30 protein-coding genes are annotated in these 26254 nt (G+C 63.7%); 17 read left to right on the top strand and 13 right to left on the bottom strand.

The genetic code is table 11. The annotated features are described in order from the left end of the window. The first annotated feature begins 20 nt into the window (after positions 1-20). From AC0L2B_RS04235 to AC0L2B_RS04205, 7 genes are all read left to right on the top strand, one after another. Positions 21-341 (top strand): 4a-hydroxytetrahydrobiopterin dehydratase, encoded by a 321-nt coding sequence (locus AC0L2B_RS04235; protein ID WP_473744334.1) that lies wholly within the window; start codon positions 21-23, stop codon positions 339-341. Positions 342-456: 115 nt separating this feature from the next. After that, entirely contained in the window at positions 457-819 is a 363-nt protein-coding gene (locus AC0L2B_RS04230) for a YkvA family protein (protein WP_023803329.1), read from the top strand. Between the two features lie 234 nt (positions 820-1053). Further along, entirely contained in the window at positions 1054-1557 is a 504-nt protein-coding gene (locus tag AC0L2B_RS04225) for an invasion associated locus B family protein (protein WP_091592451.1), read from the top strand. A gap of 201 nt (positions 1558-1758) precedes the next feature. Continuing rightward, the gene (locus tag AC0L2B_RS04220) at positions 1759-2466 is read left to right on the top strand and encodes an IS110 family transposase (protein WP_473744333.1); all 708 of its coding nucleotides are present in this window, start codon (positions 1759-1761) and stop codon (positions 2464-2466) included. Beyond that, complete coding sequence (locus AC0L2B_RS04215) at positions 2382-2798, top strand: transposase (protein WP_473744332.1); 417 nt, start codon at positions 2382-2384, stop codon at positions 2796-2798. Before AC0L2B_RS04220 ends, AC0L2B_RS04215 begins: the two co-directional genes overlap by 85 nt. A 169-nt stretch (positions 2799-2967) precedes the next feature. Continuing rightward, a complete protein-coding gene (gene rlmN / locus AC0L2B_RS04210; RefSeq protein ID WP_473744331.1) occupies positions 2968-4203 on the top strand; it encodes a dual-specificity RNA methyltransferase RlmN in 1236 nt (411 codons plus the stop codon). Next, positions 4200-4679 carry a hypothetical protein gene (locus AC0L2B_RS04205; protein WP_473744330.1) on the top strand — a complete coding sequence of 160 codons (480 nt, stop codon included), beginning with the start codon at positions 4200-4202 and terminating at the stop codon, positions 4677-4679. Before rlmN ends, AC0L2B_RS04205 begins: the two co-directional genes overlap by 4 nt. Here the strand turns inward: AC0L2B_RS04205 and AC0L2B_RS04200 are convergent. Further along, positions 4651-5292, bottom strand: coding sequence for a LysE family translocator (locus AC0L2B_RS04200; protein WP_091592156.1), 642 nt, complete (start codon positions 5290-5292; stop codon positions 4651-4653). The two genes, AC0L2B_RS04205 and AC0L2B_RS04200, sit on opposite strands and share 29 nt — an antisense overlap. A gap of 183 nt (positions 5293-5475) precedes the next feature. On the opposite strand from AC0L2B_RS04200, the gene AC0L2B_RS04195 reads away from it, so the two are divergent. The 3 genes from AC0L2B_RS04195 to leuB all read left to right on the top strand — a co-directional run bounded on the left by AC0L2B_RS04195 (position 5476) and on the right by leuB (position 8535). Continuing rightward, on the top strand, positions 5476-6699 hold the full coding sequence (locus tag AC0L2B_RS04195; RefSeq protein ID WP_287121033.1) for an argininosuccinate synthase: 1224 nt from the start codon (positions 5476-5478) through the stop codon (positions 6697-6699). Positions 6700-6817: 118 nt separating this feature from the next. After that, positions 6818-7201 carry a RidA family protein gene (locus AC0L2B_RS04190; RefSeq protein ID WP_473495517.1) on the top strand — a complete coding sequence of 128 codons (384 nt, stop codon included), beginning with the start codon at positions 6818-6820 and terminating at the stop codon, positions 7199-7201. 230 nt (positions 7202-7431) lie between these two features. Continuing rightward, positions 7432-8535, top strand: a complete 1104-nt coding sequence (gene leuB / locus AC0L2B_RS04185) for a 3-isopropylmalate dehydrogenase (RefSeq protein ID WP_473744329.1) — start codon at positions 7432-7434, stop codon at positions 8533-8535. Positions 8536-8595: 60 nt separating this feature from the next. Here leuB and AC0L2B_RS04180 read toward each other — a convergent pair whose 3' ends face one another. Both AC0L2B_RS04180 and AC0L2B_RS04175 read right to left on the bottom strand, forming a co-directional pair. Further along, a complete protein-coding gene (locus AC0L2B_RS04180; RefSeq protein WP_473744328.1) occupies positions 8596-9279 on the bottom strand; it encodes a DUF805 domain-containing protein in 684 nt (227 codons plus the stop codon). A 378-nt stretch (positions 9280-9657) separates the two neighbouring features. Beyond that, on the bottom strand, positions 9658-11514 hold the full coding sequence (locus AC0L2B_RS04175) for a DEAD/DEAH box helicase (RefSeq protein WP_473744327.1): 1857 nt from the start codon (positions 11512-11514) through the stop codon (positions 9658-9660). A gap of 199 nt (positions 11515-11713) precedes the next feature. Here AC0L2B_RS04175 and AC0L2B_RS04170 point away from each other — a divergent pair, with 199 nt between their 5' ends. The 5 genes from AC0L2B_RS04170 to AC0L2B_RS04150 all read left to right on the top strand — a co-directional run bounded on the left by AC0L2B_RS04170 (position 11714) and on the right by AC0L2B_RS04150 (position 15255). Next, positions 11714-11863, top strand: a complete 150-nt coding sequence (locus AC0L2B_RS04170; protein WP_287057073.1) for a hypothetical protein — start codon at positions 11714-11716, stop codon at positions 11861-11863. Between the two features lie 106 nt (positions 11864-11969). Then, positions 11970-13004: an aspartate-semialdehyde dehydrogenase gene (locus AC0L2B_RS04165; protein WP_473744326.1), complete on the top strand. Its 1035-nt coding sequence runs from the start codon at positions 11970-11972 to the stop codon at positions 13002-13004. Positions 13005-13406: 402 nt separating this feature from the next. Continuing rightward, positions 13407-14312, top strand: a complete 906-nt coding sequence (locus tag AC0L2B_RS04160; RefSeq protein ID WP_473744325.1) for a bestrophin family protein — start codon at positions 13407-13409, stop codon at positions 14310-14312. 124 nt (positions 14313-14436) lie between these two features. Further along, positions 14437-14847 carry a DoxX family protein gene (locus AC0L2B_RS04155; protein ID WP_091592141.1) on the top strand — a complete coding sequence of 137 codons (411 nt, stop codon included), beginning with the start codon at positions 14437-14439 and terminating at the stop codon, positions 14845-14847. Between the two features lie 144 nt (positions 14848-14991). Next, a complete protein-coding gene (locus AC0L2B_RS04150) occupies positions 14992-15255 on the top strand; it encodes a YMGG-like glycine zipper-containing protein (protein ID WP_473744324.1) in 264 nt (87 codons plus the stop codon). 77 nt (positions 15256-15332) lie between these two features. Here the strand turns inward: AC0L2B_RS04150 and rpsP are convergent, their stop codons facing one another. From rpsP to AC0L2B_RS04115, 7 genes are all read right to left on the bottom strand, one after another. Beyond that, a complete protein-coding gene (gene rpsP / locus AC0L2B_RS04145; protein ID WP_027153676.1) occupies positions 15333-15734 on the bottom strand; it encodes a 30S ribosomal protein S16 in 402 nt (133 codons plus the stop codon). 44 nt (positions 15735-15778) lie between these two features. Next, positions 15779-16105 carry a chorismate mutase gene (locus AC0L2B_RS04140; protein ID WP_023803766.1) on the bottom strand — a complete coding sequence of 109 codons (327 nt, stop codon included), beginning with the start codon at positions 16103-16105 and terminating at the stop codon, positions 15779-15781. Between the two features lie 7 nt (positions 16106-16112). Then, complete coding sequence (gene ffh, locus AC0L2B_RS04135; RefSeq protein ID WP_023803767.1) at positions 16113-17741, bottom strand: signal recognition particle protein; 1629 nt, start codon at positions 17739-17741, stop codon at positions 16113-16115. A 324-nt stretch (positions 17742-18065) separates the two neighbouring features. After that, positions 18066-19028, bottom strand: a complete 963-nt coding sequence (locus AC0L2B_RS04130; protein ID WP_473744323.1) for a lysostaphin resistance A-like protein — start codon at positions 19026-19028, stop codon at positions 18066-18068. 291 nt (positions 19029-19319) lie between these two features. Continuing rightward, complete coding sequence (locus AC0L2B_RS04125; protein WP_023803769.1) at positions 19320-19919, bottom strand: DUF1236 domain-containing protein; 600 nt, start codon at positions 19917-19919, stop codon at positions 19320-19322. A gap of 63 nt (positions 19920-19982) precedes the next feature. After that, complete coding sequence (locus AC0L2B_RS04120) at positions 19983-21077, bottom strand: zinc-binding metallopeptidase family protein (protein WP_287240081.1); 1095 nt, start codon at positions 21075-21077, stop codon at positions 19983-19985. A gap of 100 nt (positions 21078-21177) precedes the next feature. After that, entirely contained in the window at positions 21178-22425 is a 1248-nt protein-coding gene (locus AC0L2B_RS04115; RefSeq protein WP_473744322.1) for a flavin monoamine oxidase family protein, read from the bottom strand. A gap of 267 nt (positions 22426-22692) precedes the next feature. Here AC0L2B_RS04115 and AC0L2B_RS04110 point away from each other — a divergent pair, with 267 nt between their 5' ends. Next, the gene (locus tag AC0L2B_RS04110; RefSeq protein WP_473744320.1) at positions 22693-23487 is read left to right on the top strand and encodes a lytic murein transglycosylase; all 795 of its coding nucleotides are present in this window, start codon (positions 22693-22695) and stop codon (positions 23485-23487) included. A gap of 118 nt (positions 23488-23605) precedes the next feature. On the opposite strand, the gene AC0L2B_RS04105 is transcribed toward AC0L2B_RS04110, so the two are convergent. Beyond that, entirely contained in the window at positions 23606-24535 is a 930-nt protein-coding gene (locus AC0L2B_RS04105) for a hypothetical protein (RefSeq protein ID WP_091592124.1), read from the bottom strand. A gap of 61 nt (positions 24536-24596) precedes the next feature. Next, positions 24597-25202, bottom strand: a complete 606-nt coding sequence (gene leuD, locus AC0L2B_RS04100) for a 3-isopropylmalate dehydratase small subunit (RefSeq protein ID WP_023803774.1) — start codon at positions 25200-25202, stop codon at positions 24597-24599. Between the two features lie 152 nt (positions 25203-25354). On the opposite strand from leuD, the gene AC0L2B_RS04095 reads away from it, so the two are divergent. Next, complete coding sequence (locus AC0L2B_RS04095) at positions 25355-25780, top strand: GNAT family N-acetyltransferase (protein ID WP_419695245.1); 426 nt, start codon at positions 25355-25357, stop codon at positions 25778-25780. Between the two features lie 66 nt (positions 25781-25846). Here AC0L2B_RS04095 and AC0L2B_RS04090 read toward each other — a convergent pair. After that, on the bottom strand, positions 25847-26254 hold a 408-nt coding region (locus AC0L2B_RS04090), incomplete at its 5' end, for an NAD(P)/FAD-dependent oxidoreductase (RefSeq protein ID WP_473744319.1).

Genomic DNA, 26254 nt, shown 5'->3' with positions numbered 1-26254 from the left:
AGATAGCACGGGAAGCGACCATGGCGAGAGAGAAACTGGGCAGTGAGGCGGTCGCCGAGGCGCTGGCCGGGCTCGACGGCTGGTCGCTGGCCGAGGATGGCGGCTCGATCACGCGCAGCTTCACCTTCAGCGATTTTTCCGAAGCCTTCGCCTTCATGACCCGCGTCGCCCTGGCGGCGGAGACGATCGACCATCACCCCGACTGGTCGAACGTCTACAACACGGTGAACGTGACGCTGAACACCCATGATGCCGGCGGCCTGACCGCGCTCGACTTCGAACTGGCCAGGACGATGAGCCGCTATTTCGGTCAGGTCGTTGGAGATCTGTCGACGCCGTAGCCTGATTTTCAGGCCGCGGAACGGCCGAGCTCTTGTAGTGGACTGGCGCTTTCACCACATTTTCCGCTGGCAGGCGCGCGTGGAACGCCATGCGCAGCCTCGTTAGGAGAGACTGATGGCGCAAAAATCAGGTTTTGATTTCTTCGGCTTTGGCGGCAAGCCGGGCGACGAGAGCGAAGTGCGCGAGAAATTCTGGCGCACGGCCAAGCGGGCTGCCCGGCAGATCCCTTTCATGGAGGAACTGGTCGCCGCCTACTACTGCGCCATGGACAAGAACACGCCGCTGCGCGCCAAGGGCATCCTGGTGGCGGCGCTCGGCTATTTCGTGCTGCCGGCTGACGTCATCCCCGACTTCGTCCTCGGACTGGGCTTTACCGACGACATCGCCGTGCTGACCGCCGCGATCACCACCGTCAAAGCCCACATCACATCAGCGCATCGGCTCGCCGCCAAACAGGCGATTGCCGACAACGGCTGAGCCGGCGATAAGGCAGAAAAGTCAAACTCTTGCCGCTTTCGTGGCATCCAAGTCGCGAAAGGGACGTTGCAACTGCCGCTTTCGAGCGACGGGCGCAAGGATGGCGGCGGTTTCCTGGGGTGGATGTCCTTTTCCTGAGGGAACTTCACCGTTTGGTAACCCAGATTAAATCAAAATGAAGCGACGGGCAGGACGCCGAGCCGGCCTGCCTCCGCACCATATATGGGAAAAGCGATGCGCGGATTGATTGCTACAATTTCGAGCCTGGCACTGGTGGCCATGACAGCGCCGGCTCTGGCGCAGTCGGCAACCAAGATCGGCCAGCACAATGCCTGGGGCACCTACAGCTACCAGGCGTCGGGCGGCAAGGTTTGCTATGTGTTGACCGTGCCGACCGACAAGCAGCCGCCGACGCTTGACCATGGCGACATGTTCTTCTTCGTCAGCCAGCGGCCGGGACAGCAAGTGTCTTACGAGCCGCAATTCATCGCCGGCTACAATTTCCAGGAAAACTCCAAGGCCACCGTTACCATCGACGGCAAGAGCTTTTCGATGTTCACCCGCGGCAAGTCGGCCTGGGTCGAAAACGCCGCCGAGGAGCCGGTGCTGATCGCGGCGATGAAAACCGGCAGCGACATGAAGGTGCAGGCGAAGTCCGGCCGCGGCAACACCACCACCTATGTCTTTTCGCTGAAAGGCATTTCGGCGGCACTGTCGTCCATCGCCAGGTGCAAATAGCCAATAATTAGGTGCGGTCCCTTCTCCCCTTGTGGGAGAAGGTGTCGCCGAAGGCGACGGATGAGGGGTGCTCCAGCTTGGCGCAGGCCTCGCTCCGTCCAACACCCCTTGTGTCTCTCGAATCACGCACAATCGGGTTGGCGGGTGATCCGGTCATGACCCGGGTCACCCGCTGCGGCGGAAGCCCGTACACCCCTTGGTATGAGTCCGTGGTTGAGCAAGGAGCTCCGTCGCATCTTCCATAGCCCGAACGGTTGCCAGGGTTCGACCCCGCACCAGCAAGGAAGGGATCAGAGGATGACACAAATTGCGTTTCATGTCGGCATCGATGTGGCCAAGGATCGACTGGACGTGGCTATTCTGGAAACAGGGGAGTTGTTCACAGTCGACAACACCGAAGCCGGTTATGCGGCGTTGGCCGAGCGGCTGTCGGACAACGAGCTCGGTGCCATCGGTCTTGAGGCGAGCGGCGGCTATGAACGCGCTGTACTCAAGGCGCTGTGGCAAGCAGGACTTCCGGTGCGTCGCATCAATCCGCACGGGCTGCGCCAGTTCGCGCGTGCAGCCGGCATCAACGCCAAGAACGATCGCATCGATGCCCCGTTTGATCGCCCGCTTCCTGGCGACGCTACCGGTGCATCCGGTGGAGCTCGATCCAAGCCTGGAACTGGTGATCGAACTGGTCACGGCACGGCGCCAGCTCCAGGCCGAGCTAAGCCGCGTCAACAATCAGGCCGAGCACGTGCGCGATGCTGCTCTCAAGCGCCTGGCCAAGCGGCGTGCGACCCGGCTCAGTGCCGATATCCTGCTACTCGACACACGCATTGCCCAAGCAATTGCGGCCGATCCCGGCCCTGGCTCAGCGCGACCGCCTGCTGCGTTCCACGCCCGGCGTCGGTCCGGTCCTGAGTGCCACACTGATCGCGCTGCTACCCGAACTGGGTCGCCTGTCCAACCGGCAGATCACCGCCCTGGTCGGACTCGCCCCCTATGACCATGACAGCGGCAAGCTCAAAGGCAAGCGATGCATTTGGGGTGGCCGCGAGCCTGTCCGCAACGTCCTCTACATGGCCGCGCTCAGTGCCGGAGTTCATAACCCCATCTTCGCCGCTTTCCGCCAGCGGCTGCGCTCCAACGGCAAGGTAGCAAAGGTCGCCATCGTCGCCGTCATGCGCAAGCTCATCACAACCCTCAACGCTATGGTGCGCACCAACAAACCCTGGAATCCGACTTCCGTTTGAAGCACGGTTGCTCATCCGTCTCGGCGCTGCGCGCCGATCCACCTTCTCCCACAAGGGGAGAAGGAAACCACCGCCACCCATGACTCCGCCGTCAAGCTGTGCTATGCGCCGCGCTTCATTTCGGGCACGATGCTGTAATCGGCCGTAAATCGCTTATATTGGCGCAACAATGACCCTCTCATTCGACCTTACCACTGAAGGCGCCCGTGACGCGTTGCGCGCCCGCGCCGCGCCGGCGGAAAAACCGTCGCTGATCGGCCTGACCCGCGCCGAGCTTGGCGCTGCGCTCGTTGCATCAGGCATCGTGCCGGAGCGCCAGGCCAGGATGCGCGCCCAGCAGCTCTGGCACTGGATGTATGTGCGCGGCGTCTCCGACTTTGCCGGTATGTTCAACATCTCCAAGGATCTGCGCGCCGAGCTCGACAAGCATTTTACCGTCGCCAGGCCCGAGATCGTCGAGGAGCAGATTTCCTCCGACGGCACGCGCAAATGGCTGTTTCGCTTTCCGCCGCGCGGCGCCGGCCGGCCGGTCGAGATCGAGACCGTCTACATCCCCGAAGAAGGCCGCGGCACGCTCTGCATCTCCTCACAGGTCGGTTGCACGCTGACCTGCTCCTTTTGCCACACCGGCACGCAGAAGCTGGTGCGCAACCTGACCACGGAGGAAATCCTCGCCCAGCTTCTGACCGCCCGCGACCTGCTCGGCGATTTCCCCGACCGCGACACGCCCGATGGCGCCGTCGTTCCGGCCGAGGGCCGGAAAGTGTCCAACATCGTCATGATGGGCATGGGCGAGCCGCTCTACAATTTCGAGGCGGTGAAGAAGGCGCTGCTGATCGCGTCCGACGGCGACGGGCTTTCCCTGTCGAAGAGACGCATCACGCTGTCGACTTCCGGCGTCGTGCCGGAGATCTTCCGCACCGGCGACGAGATCGGTGTCATGCTGGCGATCTCGCTGCACGCCACCAATGACGATCTGCGCGACCTTTTGCTGCCGATCAACAAAAAATATCCCTTGAAAGAGCTGATCGCCGCCTGCCGCGCCTATCCCGGCCTGTCGAACGCCCGCCGCATCACCTTCGAATATGTGATGCTGAAGGACGTCAACGATTCGATCGAGGACGCCAAGGGACTGATCAAGCTGCTCAAGGGCATTCCAGCCAAGATCAATCTGATCCCGTTCAATCCGTGGCCGGGCACCAACTACCAGTGCTCGGACTGGGAGACGATCGAGAAATTCGCCGACTACATCAACAATGCCGGCTATGCCTCGCCGATCCGCACGCCGCGCGGCCGCGATATCCTCGCCGCCTGCGGCCAGCTCAAGTCGGAATCCGAGCGCATGCGCAAGGTCGATCGGCTCGCGCTGGAAGCAATGATGATCGCGGGGCACGGCGAGGCGTGACCCGCCTTGTCGCCTACTTCATCTGCTTCGCCATCATCCTGATCGGTTATGGCGTTGCCGCGCTGGCGGCCAGCGCTTTCCTCAACGTCATGTTCCTGGCGTCGCTGGGCTATACGCCGGAGCATGTGCAGCCGGCGGCGACGGCCTCGCTGTATTTTTCAATCCCCTTCGTTGCGCTGTTCGTCGCCTATTTCGCCTTTATGCCGGCAGCGGTGGCGATTCTCGTCTCGGAAATCCTCGGACGGCGCGACTGGCTGTTCTATGCGCTGGCGGGCGCGGTGGTCGCGGCGGTCTTCCTCGGCTTCGCCCACCAGACCGCCGACGCCAATTTCGAGATCACCGACCCGCGCGTCGTCGCTGCCGTGATCGGCAGCGGCATGGTCGGCGGCATTTTCTACTGGCTGAGCGCCGGGCGCTCGGCCGGAAGCTGGCGCCAAGCCGGAAGGTCTACTTCGCCTGGGCGGTCAGGATCTTGAGCGCGAAGGCCGAAAACACCCCGGCGAACAGATAGTCGACGACGCGCGTTACCCGCGGGCTTGCTTTCATCGCGCTCGAGAATTTTTCTGCCGCAAAGACCATCGGCGCTGTTACCGGGATCGACAAAACCACGAACATCGCGCCGAGAAAGAACAGTTTTCCGGGCGCGTTCGGATCATGGGCCGAGACGAACTGCGGCAGGAAGGTCATGAAGAACAATATGATCTTCGGGTTGAGCAGATTGACGCCGAGCCCTGCCGCCCAAGCACGGAACAGTGAAATCTCCGGCCCGCTCTTCTTCTCGGGCGAAAACGCCGATCCCTTGGTGATCGCTTGCCACGCCAGGAAGACGAGATAGGCAGCGCCGAAGATCTTCAGGGCCAGGAAAGACATCGGCGAGGCGACGATCAACGCCGAGATGCCGACCACCACCAGCGTGGTGTGGATCAGCGTGCCGAACAGCGCGCCGGCCATCGAGGCAAAGCCGGTGGCGCGGCCATGGCTCAGCGTGCGCGACACGAACAGCGTCATGTCGGGGCCCGGCGTGATCGCCAGGATCACGGTGGCGATGGCGAACTGGATCAGCGTGGTGGTGTCGGGAATGAAGGACATCTGCGGGCCCCTGGATAAAGAAAGCGCAGCCTATAGCGCAAGCGTCTCCTCCGCACCAGCGACTGGCCGGCACAAGGGCTGATCCAGTATGCCAGCAGCGACCGAGGGACCGTTCATCTCTTGCGCAGCCCGGAAAGGCCGTGATACCTCGCCCGACGAGAACCTCTGTCGCGGAACAGCCAAATGTCGAAAGCAAAAGCCGTCAAGAAGGTCGTGCTCGCCTATTCCGGCGGCCTTGACACCTCCATCATCCTGAAATGGCTGCAGACCGAGCTTGGCGCCGAGGTGGTCACCTTCACCGCCGATCTCGGCCAGGGCGGCGAGCTGGAGCCGGCGCGGCGCAAGGCCGAGATGATGGGCATCAAGGATATCCGCATCGTCGACGTGCGAGAGGAGTTCGTCTCCGACTTCGTCTTCCCGATGTTTCGCGCCAATGCCGTCTATGAAGGCACCTATTTGCTCGGCACCTCGATCGCCCGGCCGCTGATCTCCAAGCACCTGGTCGAGATCGCAAAAGAAACCGGCGCCGATGCGATTGCGCATGGCGCCACCGGCAAGGGCAACGATCAGGTCCGTTTCGAGCTTTCGGCTTATGCCCTCAATCCCGACATCAAGGTCATTGCGCCATGGCGCGACTGGTCGTTCAAGTCGCGCACCGACCTGATCAACTTCGCCGAGCAGCACCAGATCCCGGTGCCGAAGGACAAGAAGGGCGACGCGCCTTTTTCGGTCGACGCCAATCTTCTGCATTCGTCCTCCGAAGGCAAAGTGCTGGAAGACCCGTGGAGCGAGCCGCCGGAATTCGTCCACCAGCGCACCATCTCGCCGATGGACGCGCCGGACAAGGTCACCGAGATCGAAATCGAATTCCTGAAGGGCGATCCGATCGCGCTCGACGGCAAAAAACTGTCGCCGGCGACGATGCTGGCGGCGCTCAACGATCTCGGCCGCGACAACGGCATCGGCCGGCTCGACCTGGTCGAGAACCGTTTCGTCGGCATGAAATCACGCGGCGTCTACGAGACCCCCGGCGGCACCATCCTGATATCAGCCCACCGGGCGATCGAATCGATCACGCTCGACCGTGGCGCCGCCCACCTCAAGGACGAGTTCATGCCGCGCTACGCCGAGCTGATCTACAACGGCTTCTGGTTCGCGCCCGAGCGGCTGATGCTGCAGGCGATGATCGACAAGAGCCAGGAAGACGTCGAAGGCACGGTGCGGCTGAAACTTTACAAGGGCAACGTCATCGTCACTGGCCGCAAGTCGAAGAAGACGCTCTATTCCGACGCGCTGGTCACCTTCGAGGATGACCGCGGCGCCTACGACCAGAAGGACGCCGAAGGCTTCATCCGCCTCAACGCGCTGAGGCTGCGGACGCTGGCGGCGCGGGGCCGAAAAAGCTAGCCAGTTTCTCTGCGCAGGGAATGCACGGCTCAGATAAATGTCGATTCCGCCCCGCCTGGCCCATAGCCGGAAGGCACGTCTTCAGCTCAATATCGCCTCAGGAATATCCGAGGGAACCATGCGAAAACTGATCTCCACCGGCTCGCCCTTCGAGAAGGCCGCCGGTTATTCGCGCGCCGTGGTGCAGGGCGACTGGTGTTTCGTTTCCGGAACAACGGGCTACGACTATGCGACCATGTCGATGCCGGAGACGGTCGAGGCGCAGACGCGCAATTGCCTGGCGACGATTGCCAAGGCGTTGCAGGACGGCGGCTTCGAGATGGCCGATGTGGTGCGGGCGCATTACTACATCACCGACGCGGCTTTCGTCGACATCGTCTTTCCGCTCCTCGGCGAGGCTTTTGGTGACATCAGGCCGGCAGCGACGATGATCGTCTGTCAGCTCAACAAGCCGGAAATGAAGATCGAGATCGAAGTGACGGCGCTCAAGCGCACGTCCTGAGCGCGGCGGCGGCGCAGAAGCTTGCGCGACGTCGGCGGAGCGAAGGATCGTCAAAGATGCTCTGAACCAAGGCTTGCGCGTGAGCCGCTTGGCGTTTAGCAAGGCCGCGGCTCACGACAGCGCCGCGCGTCCTTTGGCCGCGAAAAGGGACGCTGTAGAATTTTGTTTCTGCGCATGATGCTTTGCGAAATCGATTCCGATTTCATGCGCCACAATTAGGACGGTTCCGGATGGCTTCGAAAAATCTTCTCCTGCTCGCCGGCGACGGCATCGGCCCCGAGGCGATGGCCGAAGTGAAGAAGCTGATCGCCGCCATGAACGACAATCTCGACAGCGGTTTTGTCACCGATGAGGGGCTGGTCGGCGGCTGCGCCTATGACGCGCATGGCGCGGCGATTTCTGATGCCGACATGGCCAAGGCGATGGCCGCCGACGCGGTGCTGTTCGGCGCCGTCGGCGGGCCGAAATGGGATGCGGTGCCTTATGAGGTGCGCCCGGAAGCCGGACTGCTGCGGCTGCGCAAGGACATGGAGCTGTTCGCCAATCTCAGGCCGGCCATCTGCTATCCGGCGCTGGCGGCATCCTCCTCGCTCAAGCAGGAGGTGGTCGAAGGGCTCGACATTCTGATCGTTCGCGAGCTCACCGGCGGCGTCTATTTCGGCGAGCCGAAGCAGATCATCGATCTCGGCAACGGCCAGAAGCGCGGCATTGACACCCAGGTCTACGACACCTTCGAGATCGAGCGCATCTCGGGCGTCGCCTTCGAGCTGGCACGCACGCGCAAGAACCACGTCACCTCGATGGAAAAACGCAATGTGATGAAGTCGGGCGTGCTGTGGAACGAGGTTGTCACGCAGATCCACCGGGCGAAATACGCCGACGTCAAGCTCGACCACATGCTGGCCGATGCTGGCGGCATGCAGCTGGTGCGCTGGCCGAAACAATTCGACGTCATCGTCACCGACAATCTGTTCGGCGACATGCTGTCCGACATCGCCGCCATGCTGACCGGCTCGATCGGCATGCTGCCCTCGGCCTCGCTCGGCGCGCCGGATGCCAAGACGAAAAAGCGCAAGGCGCTCTACGAGCCGGTGCACGGTTCGGCGCCCGACATCGCCGGCAAGGGCATCGCCAACCCGATCGCCATGATCGCCTCCTTCGCCATGTCCATGCGCTATTCCTTCGGCATGGTGGCCGAGGCCGACCGCCTGGAAAGCGCCATCGCCGCCGTGCTCGACCAGGGCTTGCGCACCAGGGATATTCTTTCCCCTGGCATGACCGAGGTCGGCACCGCTGAGATGGGCGACGCGATCATCGCCAGGTTCCTGGGCTGAGGCTGCTGGCGATCGACGTCCGCCCGGCTTCCAGCCCCTCAAAATCGTTGTGTCGAGCTGCTAGGCCCTGACGCCCGCCGGCACCGGGCCCCACTGGTTTTCACGGGCCTGCGTTGGGATCAGCGCGAAGACCAGAATGATCAGCCAGCCGATGGTCGGGATGAGCACCGCCAGAAAAAGCCAGCCGGTCAGGCCGATGTCGTGCAGGCGACGCACGTTCAGTCCGATCCAAGGCGGGATTGTCGCCAGCACAAACGCACCGCAAAGACCGACCGTCGCTGCCGGCAATTCGTCAAGATCGCCCATGGCGTCGTCGATGAAGAGGCCGACGCCGACGACCACGATCAGCGCGATCGTCCAGAACAGGCAATAGCCCCAATATTCCTTGCGGCGGGCACGGCCGGAGAAATTGAAGTAATTTTCAGTCAGGCCCCGCCGGAAGTAGCTCCAAAGGTCGGTGGCGGGAGCATTTTCAGCGAAACGGCCGAAATGTTGCGGCGCCCCGGGCGCATTGCCGGTTTGAGTCGGGGCGGCGGTTGCGGCAGGCGGACTGGCAGCCTGGGCACGGATCGAAAAAACCTCGCGTGCCCGTCCGCCGGCCGGCTGGAACTCGATGGCTGTGCCCCTGCCTATCGTCGCCTCACGGCGCAGATCCTCGCGCGAAAACGTGTAGCGGTTGCCGTCGGCTCCGGTGATGAAACCAAAACCCTGGTCCTCGTCATAGTGAAGCACTTCGCCGCGCATGTCCTGCCCCTCGTCCCGCTGGCCAGACTGTTCAAAGTTGCGGCAGACCGCAAGGGGTGCGTGCGCGGGAGCATCGCTCCAGACAAAGGATAGCGCGCCAACTCGTGTTGAAGACGACCAATCGTCGAAGTCTGCGCCGCCCCTCATCGCCCTGCCGGGCACTCCCGTATAGTGACGGGGAGAAGGACGCTGTCATCGCCGGTTTCGCCAATCGCGGGCGTCGCGGAAAGAACGCCGAGGCTGCGGCCAGCGGGCTTCTCACCGTTTACGGGGAGAAGGTGCCGGCAGGCGGATGAGGGGCGGCGCAGACCTGAATCGATTGCCTTTGCGAGGGCCAGCCCTTGCAGGCCATGACAGGCCAACGATGCCAGCAAATCGCTAAGCCGGCCGCTTCTTCGCTTTCTTGCTCTTGGCGGGTCCGGCCTTGTCGAATTTCGGCTTGCTTGCCTTCCCGGCCCAGGGTTTTGCCTCGAATGCGGCGGGGCGCTGATCGGCTGACGGTGCGCGCTTTTCGAATTTGGGCGCGTTCTGGTCGAACGTCCGCTTGCCGCGGTGCGGCTTCTTGTCCGGCCGTGGCTCCTGATAGCCGGCCCGCGACAGGTCGGGCGTGCCGTCCAGCCGCTTCACCGCGATGTTGTTCTGCAGCTTGCGGTCCGGGCCGATCGCCTGGAGGAACCGATCGGCCCAATTCGCCGCGATCTGCACGAAGGTTTCCTCCGGCTGCATCTTGATGGCGCCGATCTCGCGCTTGGAGATGCCGCCGGTCCGGCACAGCATCGGGATCAGCCAGCGCGGCTCGGCATTCTGCCTGCGTCCCACCGACAGCGAGAACCAGACGCTGTCGCCGAAATCGTCGCGGCGGCTTGGCGCCTCGTCGCGACGGGCAGATCTGTCGCCAGAGGGCCTGTCGCCCGATGGCGTGAACGGAGCGACGTCTAGGAGATCCTCGGGCGCCGAGCGGCTGGAGCGGCACAGACGCACGAAGGCGGCGGCCACCTGATCGGGGCCGTGCTGCTCAAGAAGCGCATTGATGAAGCCGCGTTCATCATCCGTCACAGGCTCGCTGAAAACCGGGTCGGCGAGGATGCGCTCGTCGTCGCGGCGCAGGACGTCGTCGGCCGAAGGCGGGCTTGCCCAGGTCGCCGCAAGGCCAGCGCTTTGCAGCAGCCGTTCGGTGCGCCTGCGGGCATTGTTGGGCACGATCAGCGCGCTGACACCCTTGCGTCCCGCCCGCCCCGTCCGCCCGCTTCGGTGCAGAAGCGTCTCCGGATTGGTCGGCAGGTCGGCGTGGATAACCAGTTCGAGGTTGGGCAGGTCGATGCCGCGCGCCGCCACATCGGTGGCGATGCAGACTTTGGCGCGGCCGTCGCGCATCGCCTGCAGCGCGTGGCTGCGCTCGTTCTGGCTCAGCTCGCCCGAAAGCGCGACGACGGAAAAGTTGCGGTTGTTGAAGCGCGCGGTCAGGTGATTGACGGCAGCGCGCGTGTTGCAGAACACCAGTGCGTTCTTCGCCTCGTAATAGCGCAGCACGTTGATGATGGCATTTTCCCGGTCGGCCTGGGCTACGCTCAGCGCCCGGTATTCGATGTCGAGATGCTGCTTTTCCTCGCCGGCAGCCGAGATGCGCACCGCATCGCGCTGGTAGCCCTTGGCCAGCGTCGCGATGGAGCGCGGCACGGTGGCCGAAAACATCAAGGTGCGGCGCTCGGCCGGCGCTGCGTCGAGGATGAATTCCAGATCCTCGCGAAAGCCGAGATCGAGCATCTCGTCGGCCTCGTCCAGCACCACTGCCTTCAGCTCGGACATGTCGAGCGAATTGCGGGTGATGTGGTCGCGCAGCCGGCCGGGCGTGCCGACAACGATATGGGCGCCACGCTCCAGCGTGCGGCGCTCGGTCCGCATGTCCATGCCGCCGACGCAGGACGCTATCGCTGCGCCGGTCAGTTCGTAGAGCCATTCGAGTTCGCGCGTCACCTGCAAAGCGAGCTCCCGCGTCGGTGCCACGGCCAGCGCCAGCGGTGCTGCGGCTTGGGAAAAGCGCTCGGCGCCGTCGAGAAGGGTCGGCGCCAGAGCCAGCCCGAAGGCGACGGTCTTGCCGGAGCCGGTCTGGGCGGAAACCAGCGCATCGGCCTGTCCGAGCTCGAGTACCGCCTTCTGCACCGGCGTCAGCTCGACATAGCCGCGTTTTTCCAGCGCCTTTGCCAGCGCGGGGACAAGTGCTTCGAAATTGGACATTTCACTCTTTCGGAATTCGGATTCTTTTATGCCCGGCAATGGGTCATCCGTCGGCGAGCGCCAGGAGCGCCACGAGCCAAACGATCCAATCGTTCGTACTTCGCGCCGCCGCCATTGTACAGGGCAAGCCGCCTGGCTACGTCGCGATTGACTCTTTACGCAAACCGCGTAAAAGCCGGCACCGAATGGGGTAGTTTCGATGCGCGGCCTTTTGATGGCGCTTCTTGCCTTCGACGTCCCGGGCCGCAATGCGAACCATTGGGCCGGGCGTTTCGGCGCGTCTGCTCGTTCCAGCAAAACCACGTTCTTGGCCAAAAAAACCGGCAAAACGACCACTAAAACGGTCTGATTCCCTTGGCCTAACCACCCTCTCCCGGGTCCGGCCCGGGGGTTGAAACCCGCATCGGCCGGCGGGTTTTCTCCAAAAAACCGAGCGGAGAGGACAGGAGATTTCGATGAGTTTCAAGGTTGCAATCGTCGGCGCCACGGGCAATGTGGGTCGGGAAATGCTCAACATACTGGAAGAGCGCGGCTTTCCGGTGAGCGAGGTGGTGGCGCTGGCCTCGCGGCGCAGCCAGGGCACGGAAGTGTCGTTCGGCGATCGCACGCTGAAGGTCAGGGCGCTCGACCAATATGATTTTTCCGATACCGACATCTGCATCATGTCGGCCGGCGGCAACGTTTCGAAGGAATGGTCGCCGAAGATCGGCAAGCAGGGCTGCGTCGTCATCGATAATTCGTCGGCCTTCCGCTATGACCAGGACGTGCCGCTGATCGTGCCGGAAGTGAACCCGGAAGCGATTTCGCTGTTCACGCGCAAGAACATCATCGCCAACCCGAACTGCTCGACGGCGCAACTGGTCGTGGCGCTGAAGCCGCTGCATGACCTCGCCACCATCAAACGTGTCGTCGTCGCCACCTATCAATCGGTGTCCGGCGCCGGCAAGGAAGGCATGGACGAACTGTTCACGCAGACCCGCGCGGTGTTCGTCGCCGATCAGGTCGACGTCAAGAAGTTCACCAAGCGCATCGCCTTCAACGTCATCCCGCACATCGACGTCTTCCTCGACGACGGCTTCACCAAGGAAGAGTGGAAGATGGTCGCCGAGACCAAGAAGATGCTCGACCCCAAGATCAAGCTGACAGCGACCTGCGTGCGCGTGCCGGTGTTCATCGGCCATTCCGAAGCGGTCAACATCGAGTTCGAAAAGCCGATCACCGCCGAGGAAGCACGTGAGATCCTGCGCGAAGCACCGGGCTGCCAGGTTCTCGACAAGCGCGAGGACGGCGGCTACATCACGCCGCTGGACTCGGCCGGCGAGGACGCGACCTTCATCTCGCGCATCCGCGAGGATTCGACCGTCGACAACGGCCTGTCGATGTGGATCGTCTCCGACAATCTGCGCAAGGGCGCGGCACTCAACGCGGTGCAGATCGCCGAATTGCTGATCGAGCGCGGGCTGATCCAACCGAAGAAGAAGGCGGCGTAACTTCTCGCTCACGGGCCGTATCGCCGCTGCTGCGGCGGGCCCTCCGCGGGGGCGCCGGACAACCGGCGGCCCGCAGTCGCGGCTCGGCCTTCGGCCGGTTAGCTCCCTTCTCCCCGTTCACGGGGGTGAGAAGTGGTCCGCGAAGCGGATGGAAAGCCAATTGCTTGGCTTTCCGAACGACGAACGCCCGTAGCGACAGCGAAGGGCCGGGGTGCCGGCAGGCGGATGAGGGGCGGCACCGGCGCCTCAGTTAGGTCGCGTCGGGCCGCATCACCTGGCCCTGCTCTGCCCCTCAAACCGGCAAGACGACATCGCCATGTCGCTGGCGGCTGGGCTTGTGCGTGTATTGCGTCGCACAATGGAACCGATCAGGATCATTGCCGGTCCGTGAAAGGGGTTTCGATGATCGTTCGCCCGCGCCCGGGATTTTTGCATCTGTTCTTCATCATGCGCGGCTCGGTGGTGCCGCGCATCCTGCCGCAGATCTTCGGCTTCGGCATTTATGGCGCACTGGTGGTGCTGGCGGTCAGGGCCCTGCAGCTTGACCTCGGCAATGCCGGGCCCGCGCCGCTCGCCTTGCTCGGTGTGGCGCTGTCGATCTATCTCGGCTTCCGTAACAATGCCGCCTACGACCGCTGGTGGGAGGCGCGCAAGCTGTGGGGCCAGCTTGTGTTCGACATTCGCAATCTGGCGCGCGCCAGCACCGGGTTGATCGAGGATCGGGTCGAACTGCGCGGGCTGCTGATGGAGGCGATCGCCTTCTGTCACTTCCTGCGCGGCCTGCTTCGGCGGGTCGATGCCACGACCGAAGCACGCGCGTTCATCGATGAAGCGGCCGAAAGTGCTGCCAAGCTGGCCAACCCGCCGGACGCCATGCTGCGGCGGATGGGCGAGCGAACCGCCGCGTTGTACAGGGCCGGCGCAATCGATGTCATGGGCTACCGCATTCTCGACGAGCGCCTGTCGCAAATCGCCGCAGCGCAGGCCGGCTGCGAGCGCATCATGGGAACACCGCTTCCGTTTGCCTACACGCTGCTGTTGCAGCGCACCGCCTATATCTTCTGCCTGCTGCTGCCATTTGGGCTGGCCTCGACTGCCGGTTGGGCGACGCCGCTGTTCACGGCGCTGATCGCCTACACCTTTTTCGGCCTCGACGCGCTTTCGGAGGAACTCGAGGACCCGTTCGGCACCGAGGCCAACGATCTCGCCCTCGACGGTCTGTGCCGCGTCTGTGAAATCTCGGTGTTCGAGGCGCTCGGCGAAGCGCCGCCAAAAATGATCCCCGCCAAAAAATACTATTTTTCCTAGGGTTTGTTCCCGCGCTCACCGAAGCACCGTGCGCTGGAAAAATCATAAGCGTGTCGGATCGCCGCCTCACGCCGCGTCCTTGGTTCGACCCTCGCCAAGAGGGCTCGAAACAACCGGAGGACCAATGACCATGTCTCAAACAGCATCCGTCACGCCGAGCGCGCTGTGGACCGGCCGCGGGCTCAGCGCCCTCATCGTGCTGTTCATGACCTTCGACGGCGTCATCAAGCTGCCGCCGCTCGATGTCGTCACCCAGACCATGGTGCAACTCGGCTGGCCGGCCGATCCCGATGTTTCGCGCATGCTCGGCATCGTCGGGCTGGTCTCGACCGCGCTCTATGCGGTGCCGCGCACCTCGGTGCTCGGCGCCGTCCTGCTCACCGCCTATCTCGGCGGCGCCATCGCGACCCACGCGCGTCTTGGCAGCCCGCTGTTCTCGCACACATTGTTCGGCGTCTATCTCGGCCTCATTCTGTGGGGCGGCCTTTTCCTGCGCAATCCCGGGGTGCGCTCGCTGATCCCGTTTAGCCGGTAGCGGCGACATCAAAGCCGTTCGATGGCGGTCGCGCCGCCAGAGAGGGCGCCGCCACCCTTCTTCCTTGTCCGTGGATCAAATCGCCCGGTTGCGAGTTAGACGATGTGGGGCGAGGACGGAAAACCCCATTTGGGAGGAGCGACGATGAAGAAATTGGTGGTCCTGATCATATTGGCAACCACGCTCGCAGCCTGTTCCCGGACAGAACAGGACGCCGCGGTCGGTGGCCTGGGAGGCGCTGCTGTCGGCGCTGCCGTTGCAAATGACCCGGTGGAGGGAGCTGTTGTTGGTGGTGCTGTCGGCGCCGTCGCCGGCGCACTGATCGGTCGTGCGACCGAACCCGGCCGGTGCCGCTATCGCGATCGCTATGGAGGGGTCTACATCGCCCGCTGCCCGGCAGGCTATTGATCGGGCCGCGTCATAGGCTCCGACGAAATGAAACGGCGGGCAAAGCGCCCGCCGTTCCGTAAGCGATAAAAAGCGGATTATTCGGCGGTCGCGGCTTCCGCCTCGGCCGGCGCGGCTGCCGCAGCGGCAACCGCGGCGGCTGCATCGTCCTGCGCCTTCTTCAGAAGTGCGGCGCGTTCCTGCGCCTTCTTGCCGGGTTCGGCCTTCTTGGGATTGGAGCGGGCCTCGCGCTTGGCGATGCCGGCCTCGTCGAGGAAGCGCAGCACGCGGTCGGTCGGCTGGGCGCCGTGCGAGAGCCAATGCTTGACGCGGTCGGCGTCGACCTTGACCCGCTCGCCGTCCTTGGGCAGCAGCGGGTTCCACGAGCCGAGCGACTCGATGAAACGGCCGTCGCGCGGCGAACGGGCGTCGGCGACGACGACGTGGTAATAGGGACGCTTTTTCGAGCCTGCACGGGCCAGTCGGATTTTCAATGGCATTTCTTTTCTCCTAAAACGCTGATTTTCGGGTTTACGGCTGGTCCTCAGCCGGTTTTCGTTCCGCCGTTGGATGCGGCGATATGCTCGTGATGGCGGATCACTTCGCGGACGACGAAGTTCAGGAATTTCTCCGCGAAATCCGGGTCGAGATGGGCGTCCTTCGCCAGTTGGCGAAGGCGGGCGATCTGCTGCTGCTCGCGCGCCGGATCGGCCGGCGGCAGGCCATGCGATGCCTTCAGCTCGCCGACCGCCTTGGTGCAGCGGAAACGCTCGGCCAGCATGTGGATGAGCGCTGCGTCGATGTTGTCGATCGAGGCGCGGTAGTCGACCAGCGCCGCGCGTGCGTCGGCCATGTCCTTCTCTTCGTTCATCGCGCCCTCACTTCTTCTTGCCAGGGGCGTTCTTGCCGAGCATTGGCAGACCGCCGCCGGATCCTGGCAAACCAGGAAGCTTCATGCCGCCGGGCAGCCCAGGCAGACCACCGCCACCTGGGAGGCCACCGGGAAGACCCTTCATGCCGCCGAGACCGGCTGCCTGTGCTTGCTTCTGCAAGGCTTCGAGCTGCTTGGGGTCCATCTTGGACAGGTCCGGCATGCCGCCGCCCATCATGCCGCCCGGGCCACCCATGCCCCCTGGCATCATGCCGCCGAGTCCCATCTTCTGGGCCAGACCGCCCATCATGCCACGCATCAGGCCACCGCCTTTGCCCTTGCCGCCCATCGCTTTCATCATGTCGGCCATGCCGCGGTGCATCTTCAGGAGCTTGTTGATCTCGGCCGCATCGGTGCCGGAGCCTGCGGCGATGCGCTTCTTGCGCGAGTGCTTCAGAATATCGGGGTTGGCGCGCTCGGCCTTGGTCATCGACGAGATGATGGCGAGCTGGCGGCCGAACATCTTGTCGTCGAGACCGGCGGCAGCCATCTGGTCCTTCATCTTGCCCATGCCCGGCATCATGCCCATGATGCCGCCCATGCCGCCCATCTTCGACATCTGCTGAAGCTGGCCGGCAAGATCGTTCAGGTCGAACTTGCCCGACTGCATCTTCTTGGCCATCGCCGCCGCCTGCTCGGCGTCGATGTTTTCGGCAGCCTTTTCGACGAGGCTGATGATGTCGCCCATGCCGAGAATGCGGTCGGCGATGCGCTTGGGATGGAATTCCTCCAGCCCGTCCATTTTCTCGCCGGTGCCGATCAGCTTGATCGGCTTGCCGGTGACGGCGCGCATGGAAAGTGCCGCACCACCACGGCCGTCGCCATCCATGCGGGTCAGCACCAGGCCGGTGATGCCGACGCGCTCATCGAAGCTTTTTGCCAGATTGACGGCATCTTGGCCCGTCAGCGAATCGGCGACCAAAAGGATTTCGTGCGGCGACGAGACCTTCTTGATGTCGGCCATCTCGACCATCAGCGGCTCGTCTATATGGGTGCGGCCGGCGGTGTCGAGGATGACGACGTCATGGCCGCCGAGCTTTGCCGCCTGCACGGCGCGGCGGGCGATGTCGACCGGCGTCTGGCCCTCGACGATCGGCAGCGTGGCGACCTTGACCTGCTCGCCGAGCTGACGGAGCTGCTCCTGCGCGGCGGGACGCCGCGTGTCGAGCGAGGCCATCAGGACCTTCTTGTTCTGACGCTCGGTGAGGCGCTTGGCGATCTTGGCCGATGTCGTGGTCTTGCCGGAACCCTGCAGGCCGACCATCATGATGACGACTGGAGCCGGTGCATTGAGGTCGATGGCGACGCCCTCGGCGCCCAGCATCCCGACCAGCTCGTCATGGACGATCTTGACGACCATCTGCCCGGGCTTGATCGACTTCAGCACGGCGGCGCCGACGGCCTTCTCGCGCACCTTGTCGGTGAAGGAACGCACCACTTCCAGCGCAACGTCGGCCTCAAGCAGCGCACGGCGCACCTCGCGCAACGCCGCCGAGACATCGGCCTCGGACAGGGCGCCGCGGCCGGTGAGGCCGTTCAGGATCGAACCAAGACGTTCCTGTAGCGATTCAAACATTCTTCTTCCTTTTCCCTGGCACCCGGATGATGCCCGAGAGGTAATGCGTTCGCGCCCAGTATCCAACCCAAGCTGTCCAGGCAAAAGCCCAAAGCCAAAAAGCACCCGGGGGCGCACAGCGCTGCCGGATGTTGGCCTCCAGGATCGATTTACAGCACGTCGCCTCAAACAGGCTTCGGCGTCCCGGTCGGCTTGCTCGGAGGGATACTCGTCGCGGAATTCGCGGGCTGTAGACAGGAAATCGGCCGCGGAGTCAAGGTGCGGGGCCGAATACGCTGAACCGGGCCGGTTCGGTTTATGGCAGCACCACCAGCGTGATGCGCATCAGCTTGGGCCGCCGGGGTGCGAAAAATCCGGCTCGACCTTCAGCGGCGAGCGCGGGTGCAGCAGCAGCAGAACGGTCAACAGGCTGCAGACGATGCCGATCGCCGCGATGAGGACGGCATCAAGCGTCGTCCAGCCGGGGCCTTCGAGCGGCTTGGCGTTGAACAGGGCGAACGAATTGTAGCTTTGCTGGTGCGAAATCAGCAGGAAGCCGGTCAGATTGTTGCCGAGGTGGGCGCCGAAGGCCGCGCCGAGATTGCCCGTGGCATAGACCACAAGCGTCAGGAGCAGCGCAAAAGCGGCGATCGAGGCCAGCACGCAGGCGTTGATGGCGGTCGTCGAGCCTGGGTTCCAATGCATCGCAGTGAACAGAAGTCCTGGCAGCAGCGCCCAGATGAAGGGGTTTTGAAAGCGGTTGGCCAGGCCCCTGAGGAGATAGCCGCGAAACAGCACCTCTTCGGACGAGGTCTGCAGCAGGGTCAGCGCGGCGATCGGGATCAGGAACAGCAGCCAGGACGACAGGCCGATCGCACCGCGCGCAATGTCGGGCTGCAAGAGATAGAGCAGTATCTCGGAGAGCAGCGATGTGACCAATACCGCGGCCAATCCCCTAAAAAATCCCGAGCGCGAAACGCGGCGGCTGGTGCCGATCAGCGCCATCAGCGGCTCGCGATGGACCCAGCGCATGGCAGCCCACAGGCCGAGCCAGATTCCGGCAAAGGAGGCGAGCGCGGCGAGGATCCCGGTGGACGAAGCCATGAAATTCTGCACCGCCCCTCCTTCCATCGGGGCGCCGGACGATGCTTGCCAGACGACGAAGAAATAGGCGCCGCCGAACAGCACGGCGATGGTCGTCGCGACCCAGAACAGGACGACGATCGCCGTTCCGAGCAGGAGCCGCGGCAGGGTCGTCTTGGCGTTGGGAGTATGCCGATAGCGCTCGAAGGCGGCAGGGTCTATCACGCGGGCTCACAGGCTGGTGCTTCGGGTCGCATGATCTATTCGATCGGGTCGTGCCGCGCAATCGTCACAGCAATCGGCGTTGGCGTCGCCCCTCACCTGCCTGCCGGCATCCTCTCCCCGTGAACGGGGAGAGGGGTGCTCTCCCAACGATTTCGCTAATCGCCAGCATTGCAGAAGAGGCCGCTTCTCCCCGTCACTATACGGGGAGAAGCGCCCGCCAGGGCGATGAGGGGCGGCGCCGACTTCGACAGTTCCGTCATTCGTCCAAGGCGAATGCCCTGTTCGGCACCGTCAGCGCTCGACGTACATGATGCGTCGGGTGCCGGGGTCGACCAGTGCCGGCTGACCGTTCACATAGACATAGCGGTAGTCATAGTCCGGAATCTCGCGCAACTCGACGGTATCGGGCAAGGTCGCGCCGGTAACCACCTCGCCCTCGAGATAAACCGGGTCGACCCGGTTGGTCTCGATGTAGGTGCGAACTTCGGCCGGCGGCCGCCTGATCGGCTCGATCGGCTCGCCAGCGACGATCGCTCCGGTATAGATGTCGGGATCGTCGACATCGGCGGGGGCTTCGACGATGGTAATGTCTGCGTCGGCCGGGCGCCGGGTCAGGACGACCTCGTTGCCGCCGAAATCGGCCGTCACATAGTCGGAATAGATCCAGCCTTGGCCATTGGCCTCGGCTATGGTGCACCATTTGCTGTTTTGGATGCAGCCATCGAGCGTTGCCGACTGGCCAGCGGCGAGCACGCCGATCACCGGGTATTGCGGCCCGGGGCCGGCGCGAATGTTGAGATCGGCGACCGCCGAAACGGCGGTATCGGCCAAGGCTGTGCCGGACATGGCGACGAGCGCTCCGGCGACAGCAGGAAACAGTATGCGCTTCATGGTTTCGCTCCGTGTTGATGGTCCCTCGCGAACGAAAACGAAACAAGACCTCATGCGTTCCGGCTAAAACGCCTCGGCCGGCTCACGTTTTGTTCCGGTTTCTTTCACGACACCGGTCAGGAGTTCATGGACGAAGGCCAGCTTCTGTGCCGTCAGCTCCGAGATGACGAAGGGATAGAGGTCCGGCAGACCCATGCAGCGGTTGATCGAGTTGGACGCTTCCGACAGCACCAGCCAGCGGGCCAGGATCTTTTCGAACGGTTCGGGAACGGCGGCAGGTTCCGACGGTGCCGGCTGGAGCTCGCCGCCGGTATCGCCCCGCGACAGGTCGTTGGCCTCCATGGTTTCCAGCCGGCCGAGCGGGAAATTCAGCGCATGCACCATCTCCAGCGTATCGGCGATGTGCAGATGGTGCGCCCATGTCTCGGCCCAGTCTTCCCAGGGATGGGAGGCGGCATAGGCGGAAATGTGGTCCTGCTGCCAGTCGGGCGGCGCGCCATTGGCATGATAGGTCTTCAGCGCCTGCTCGTAGTCGGCGCGCTCGTCGCCGAACAAGGTGCGGAAGGCGGCAAGCCGTTGCGGGTCGTCGCGGATCAGGCGGTCCCAGTAATAGTGGCCGAGTTCGTGGCGGAAATGGCCGAGCAAAGTGCGATAGTTCTCGCCCATCTCGACGCGCCGTCTTTCGCGCTCGGCCGAGTCCGCCTCGGCGACATTGAGTGTGATCAGGCCGTTGTCATGGCCGGTCAGGATGCGCGCGCCACCCGGACCACCGATCGGATCGGCGAGAAAGTCGAAGGCGAGGCCAGCCTCGTCGCCGGCGTTCTGCTTGGGTGCGACCGGCAGTCCGGCCGCGAGCAGCGAATAGATGGCCCGCTTCTTTGCCGCTTCGACGCGGATCCAGCGACGGCGGTTGCCCTCGACCGAAAGGTCCGGGATCAGCTGGTTCAGCGCGCAGGCGCGGCAGAAGGCATGGCCAGGTTCCGCCATCCAGTTGCAAGCGCACTCGTCGGCATTGGTGCACTGGAAAACGCCGCCGGCGCCAGACAGCACGAAGCGCGCATGCCCGGCATCGTAAAGCACGGGGCTGGCGCAGTTCAGGCACTGGGCGTTCTCGAAATAGAGGCGGTGGCCGCAATGCGGGCAATCGAAGAGCTTCATACCGATCTCGAATCACCAGATCTCAAATCATCAGGCCCGGATATAGTGCGCAGCGGCATATCGCCCAAACGCCTGTCGGCGGCCGGCGTTCCTGCCGTTGCTATGTTGCCGCAAGCTGGGCGGCGACCGTTCTCGCCACCGCCTCGCCCGATAGCCTGGCGCCGCCGCAGGTCTGCATCAGCGGACCGGCCAGATGCTCGCCGGCGAAGAAGATTTTTTCCGCCACCGGCTGCATCAGCGTGGCGCGCGCCTGCGAACGGCCGGGTCGGGCCGCCGCATAGGCGCCGCGCACGAACCGCTCGCCGCCCCAATTGGTCATCATGGCGCGCCCGACATGTTTTCTGACGTCGCCGCCGAAGATGGCGCACAGCCGGTCGACGACGAAGTCGACGCCTGCCGCCTCGCCCGCCGCCGACATCTCCCAAGCGAAATCGCCGCCGACGAAGCCGACCATCAGGTCGAGGTCGAAGGGAAAGCAAAGGAAGTAGATGTCGTGCCTGGCCAGCCGCTCGATCAGCAGGTCGTCGAACGGCGCCAGCCCGAGCCTTGTGCCCCTGATCTCAACCGGCAGCTTGGTCAGCATGCCCATCGGCAGGTCGAAGAAGGCAGCGAAATGCCTGTCTGGCAGCGCCGGCGCGAATTCGATCTCCTCGAAGGCGAGCACCGCCGGCGAGGCGGTGACGATGACCGCCTTGGCGCGGATGATGCCGCGATCGGTGACGCAAGCGACGCCGGGCACGTCCCAGAGGATTTTCCGCACCGGCGTCGACAGCTCGACCGGCACGTCGGCGCCGAAATGGGCGACCAGCGCGCCGAACCCCTCCTTGGTGAAGTAGTTCGGATCGAGATCGGCGGCAGCCTGAAAGTCGCGGATCGATATCTCGTCCTCGTCGGCGCCGAAGTCCATCGGCCCGGCGAAGGTGGCGGCGGCGCGCGGCGCATGGCCCCTGGCGAGCAACGCCGAAAGACGGTCGTCGTCACCAACCTTGACCTCATGCGCCGCCAGCAGCTCGAACAGCCTGATATCGGCCGCCTTCATTGCGGCCTCTTCGTCCTCGCTCGCCTTTCGGTTGCGATAATAGAGATGGTCGATATTCATGTCGTGATGATGAAGCGTCCAGCGGGCAGCTTGCGCCTCGGGAAAGTAGGGATTGCGGTTGGCCGCGTGCAGCCAGGCGCAGCCGATGTCGAAAGGAACGCCGAAATGCTGGTCGCTGGTCCAGGCGCGGCCGCCGATACGGTTCATCGCTTCGACCAGCTTGAAGGAAAGGCCGGCCGCACGCAGGGTCTTGGCGGCGGAAAGTCCCGCCGAGCCGGCGCCGATGACCACGACGTCAACGTCTTCCATGAATATTCTAGCCCCCCGCCACAATAATTACTTGATCGTAAGCAAGTTGTCCGGCATTCGCCAGCGCTGCGGCGAGGATGCGTAAACGAGTTCTTAGCGCATCGGCCCCGAAAGTCGGTTCCGATTCTCGGAAAGCACGATGCGCAGATTGTAAAGTGCTGGAGCGTACTGCGTCCAAGCGGACGCACGTCGCTCCAACGGTGACAAGCGGGCGTTTCGCTGGCAAATTCGTGTTCGGGACAAGATTCAGGCAACCAGGAGAGCAACATGGCATTTTTTGCCAAGGCAAAGATTTTCGCAGCGGCGGCATCGATGATGCTTGCGGCGGCAACAGCGGCACAGGCCGCGCAATGCGGCAAAACGGGCGCGGGCTTCGAAGCGTGGAAGGCGGAGTTCGCGCAGGAAGCAAGGGCCAGCGGTGTAGGCTCGAAGGGTCTGGCCGCTCTGGCTAACGCGACCTACGCAAAAAGGACGATCGCCGCCGACCGCGCTATTCACAAGGCTTTCGGTGGCTCGGTGGATGCTTTCATGAAGCGCCGTGGCGCGTCCACAATCATTTCCAAGGGCCGTTCACTGAAGAAGTCGAACGCGGCGCTGTTCGACAAGATCGAACGGACCTACGGCGTGACGCCGGGTGTGTTGCTCGCCATCTGGGGGATGGAGACTGGCTTCGGTTCCTTCTTGGGCAAGCAGAATACGGTCTCTGCCATTGTAACGCTTGCCTATGATTGCCGCCGCCCGGAGTTCTTCTACCCGCATGCTGTTGCAGCCCTGAAACTGGTTGATCGCGGCGCGCTGAGCGCCTCGTCGGTCGGCGCCATGCATGGCGAGATTGGCCATACGCAGTTCCTGCCCGGAAATGTCTTGAAATACGGGGTCGGCAGCGGAAATCTGCGCGACAAGGCCACTGCGTTGGCTTCCACCGCCAACTTCCTCAAGGCTCATGGTTGGCAGGCGGGTGCCAGCGCACAGGCGAATCTCGGTGCAATTGCCGGCTGGAATGACGCGAGCAACTATCAACGAGCCATCGCCCGCATCGCCACGGCGATCGACGGCGATTGATACAAGTCCCTATTCGACGGAAAGCCCGGCCATGCGCCGGGCTTTTTTGTCGATGGTCTGAGGTTACGACTGCCGCCGCTCGGCCCCGCCTCGGGAACGAAGGCATGAAGCAGAGAAGCTAATTCGGCGAACCGAGCGCCTTGTCCATTGCTTCCCTGACCTCGGCCGGCCACGTGTTCACCGCCGGCCACGCATCCGGCTCGGGCTTGTCGCCGCGGCGGGCGAAATAGAGCTTGTGGTTGGCCGGATCGATCGCCATGAAGCCGTCGTCGCCGCCGCAATCATGCGGCATGCAGCCGCTGGCGTGGAAGACGCCCGAGGTGGTTTTCTCGGTGCCGCCGCCGACCAGCAGGCTGGTCGCCATGTCGGGCATCTGCTTGCCGAGCAGCGACGCGGCTTGCCTGTAGACGGCCTCGTTATGGAAGGCATCGACGATGCTGTCGTATTTCGCCGGGTCGACATCTTTCCAGCCGGTACCCGGCTCCGGCATGTAGGCGAGGTTGCCCAAGGTCGACAACCCGCCGGTCGGCGACCATTGCAGCGCCGGCTTCGATTCGCCCGGCAAGAGATTAGGCACGAAATAGATGGCGCCGTCGGATAGCGCGGCCGGCGGTGCGCCGCATTCATCCTGCTCGACGGTGGTCGTCTGGATCGTGCCGCCTTCCGGCTTCCACACGATCACCTTGGCCGGACCGCATTGATTGCCGCCGTCGCCGACATCGACCAGCGCCACCGTGACGCCGCCGACCTCGACAATCCTGTCGAAGAAGACATCGTAATTGCGCGCCAGCTGCTTGCCGTCATAGGCCAGCACCTTCTCGCCATAGTCTTCCTGCTGGGTGATGGTCAGCTGCCCATTCTCGAACGGGACCGGTGCTTGGCCGTCGTCCTCGGCCAGGGCCGCATTGCTCGACGCGCCCAGGTCGGCGGCCCCGCCGGACGCATCGTCAGCCGGCACGAGCACCGTGTCGGTCTGTGCATGCGCGCCAGCCACCGGCATCAGAATCCACGCCAGCGCCCAGGCGCCGGCAAGCAGCGAACGTGTCATGCCTGTCCCTCCGTGCAGCCGCCACGAACCCGGCCTGTCGCGGCCGGGGTCATCCTACCGTTCAGGCCCAGGGCCGCAGCTCGGCGTTCTTCTTCTCGAACGAGGCGATGGCGTCGGCCTTCTCCATAGTCAGGCCGATATCGTCGAGCCCGTTCAAGAGGCAGTGGCGCTTGAAGTCGTCGAGGTCGAACTTGACCACGCCGCCGTCCGGACCGCGGATTTCCTTGGCTTCGAGGTCGATCGACAGGGTTGCGTTGGAGCCGCGCGAGGCGTCGTCCATCAGCTTGTCCAGATCCTCCGGGCTGACGGTGATCGGCAGGATGCCGTTCTTGAAGCAGTTGTTGTAGAAAATGTCGGCGAACGAGGTCGAGATGACGCAGCGTATGCCGAAGTCGAGCAGCGCCCACGGCGCATGCTCGCGCGACGAGCCGCAGCCGAAATTGTCGCCGGCGACCAAGATCTGCGCCTTGCGGTAGGCCGGCTTGTTGAGCACGAAGTCGGGGTTTTCCGAGCCGTCGTCCGTGTAGCGCATTTCGGCAAACAGTCCGCTGCCGAGTCCGGTGCGCTTGATCGTCTTGAGATAATCCTTGGGAATGATCATGTCGGTGTCGACATTGACGATCGGCATCGGCGCGGCAACGCCGGTGAGCTTGGTGAATTTTTCCATAGGTCTTGCCCGTCTTCTTTTCGCTGCGGGGATGTATTGGCGCCCGGTTTACACAAAGCTGCAGGCAAATAAAAGGCGGCTGTTTTCGCAAGCTTTGGTCCTAGAGCACGGACCGCTTCAAACTTGCCGCCCTATGGTGCACCTTGGCCGGCATGACAACACGTCCCAAAGTACTCTACGCCAGCGAACCGAACCTCGACGCAGCCGAGTTCCGCCGCGTGCTGGTGGAATCCGGCCTCGGTGTCACTCGGCCCATCGATGACGACGTCCGTCTGAAGGCGATGCTTGCCAATGCAGATCTGGTGTTGACGGCGCGCCTCGATGCGCCTGGCAAGCCGCTGATCGGCCTCGCCCGAGGCATCACCGACTTCTCGTGGGTGTGCTACATTTCCGAGCTCGCCGTCTGCAAATCGGCGCAAGGGCTCGGCATCGGCAAGGGCCTGCTCGACGAAGCGCGGCGGCAGCTCGGGCCATCCGTCGCCATGTCACTGATCTCCGTGCCCGACGCCGTCGGCTTCTACGAACGGATCGGCATGACGCGGATGGCGGACGCGTTCTGGTTTGGCCGCGAGCGCTGACGGCTGGCCTTGCGGTGCGGAACCTTTTGGTGCCGAGGGACAGCACCCCCCCTCTGTCCGCCAGCCTCAGATCACATTCAACTCCCTGAAAGCCCGCCCCTCAGCGACACGGCTGTACCCAAACGCCGAGCAGTCCACCGTGCGAAAACCGCCATGCACGATCAGCTCGGCCAGCGCCTTGCCGACCGCCGGCGCCTGCTGCAGGCCGTGGCCGGAAAAACCGTTGGCGAACAGGAAATTCCCGACCTGCGGATGCGGGCCGATCACCGCGTTCTGGTCGAGCGTGTTGTAGTCGTAATGACCGGCCCAGGCGCGCGTCGGCTTGATCGCCTCGAAGGCCGGAATGCGGGTCGCCAGCACCGGCCAGATTACCTCTTCGAACAGCGGCCAGTCGGGTTCGAAATCGCTGGGATCGGCGGGGCCGTCGCCGTCTTCCGGCTCGGCCCCGCCGGTGATGTAGACCGAGCCTTCCGG

Source organism: Mesorhizobium sp. WSM4815, from assembly GCF_055811575.1.
The sequence above is the reverse complement of the archived record's forward strand: the minus strand, read 5'-3'. Positions and strand labels throughout refer to the sequence as shown.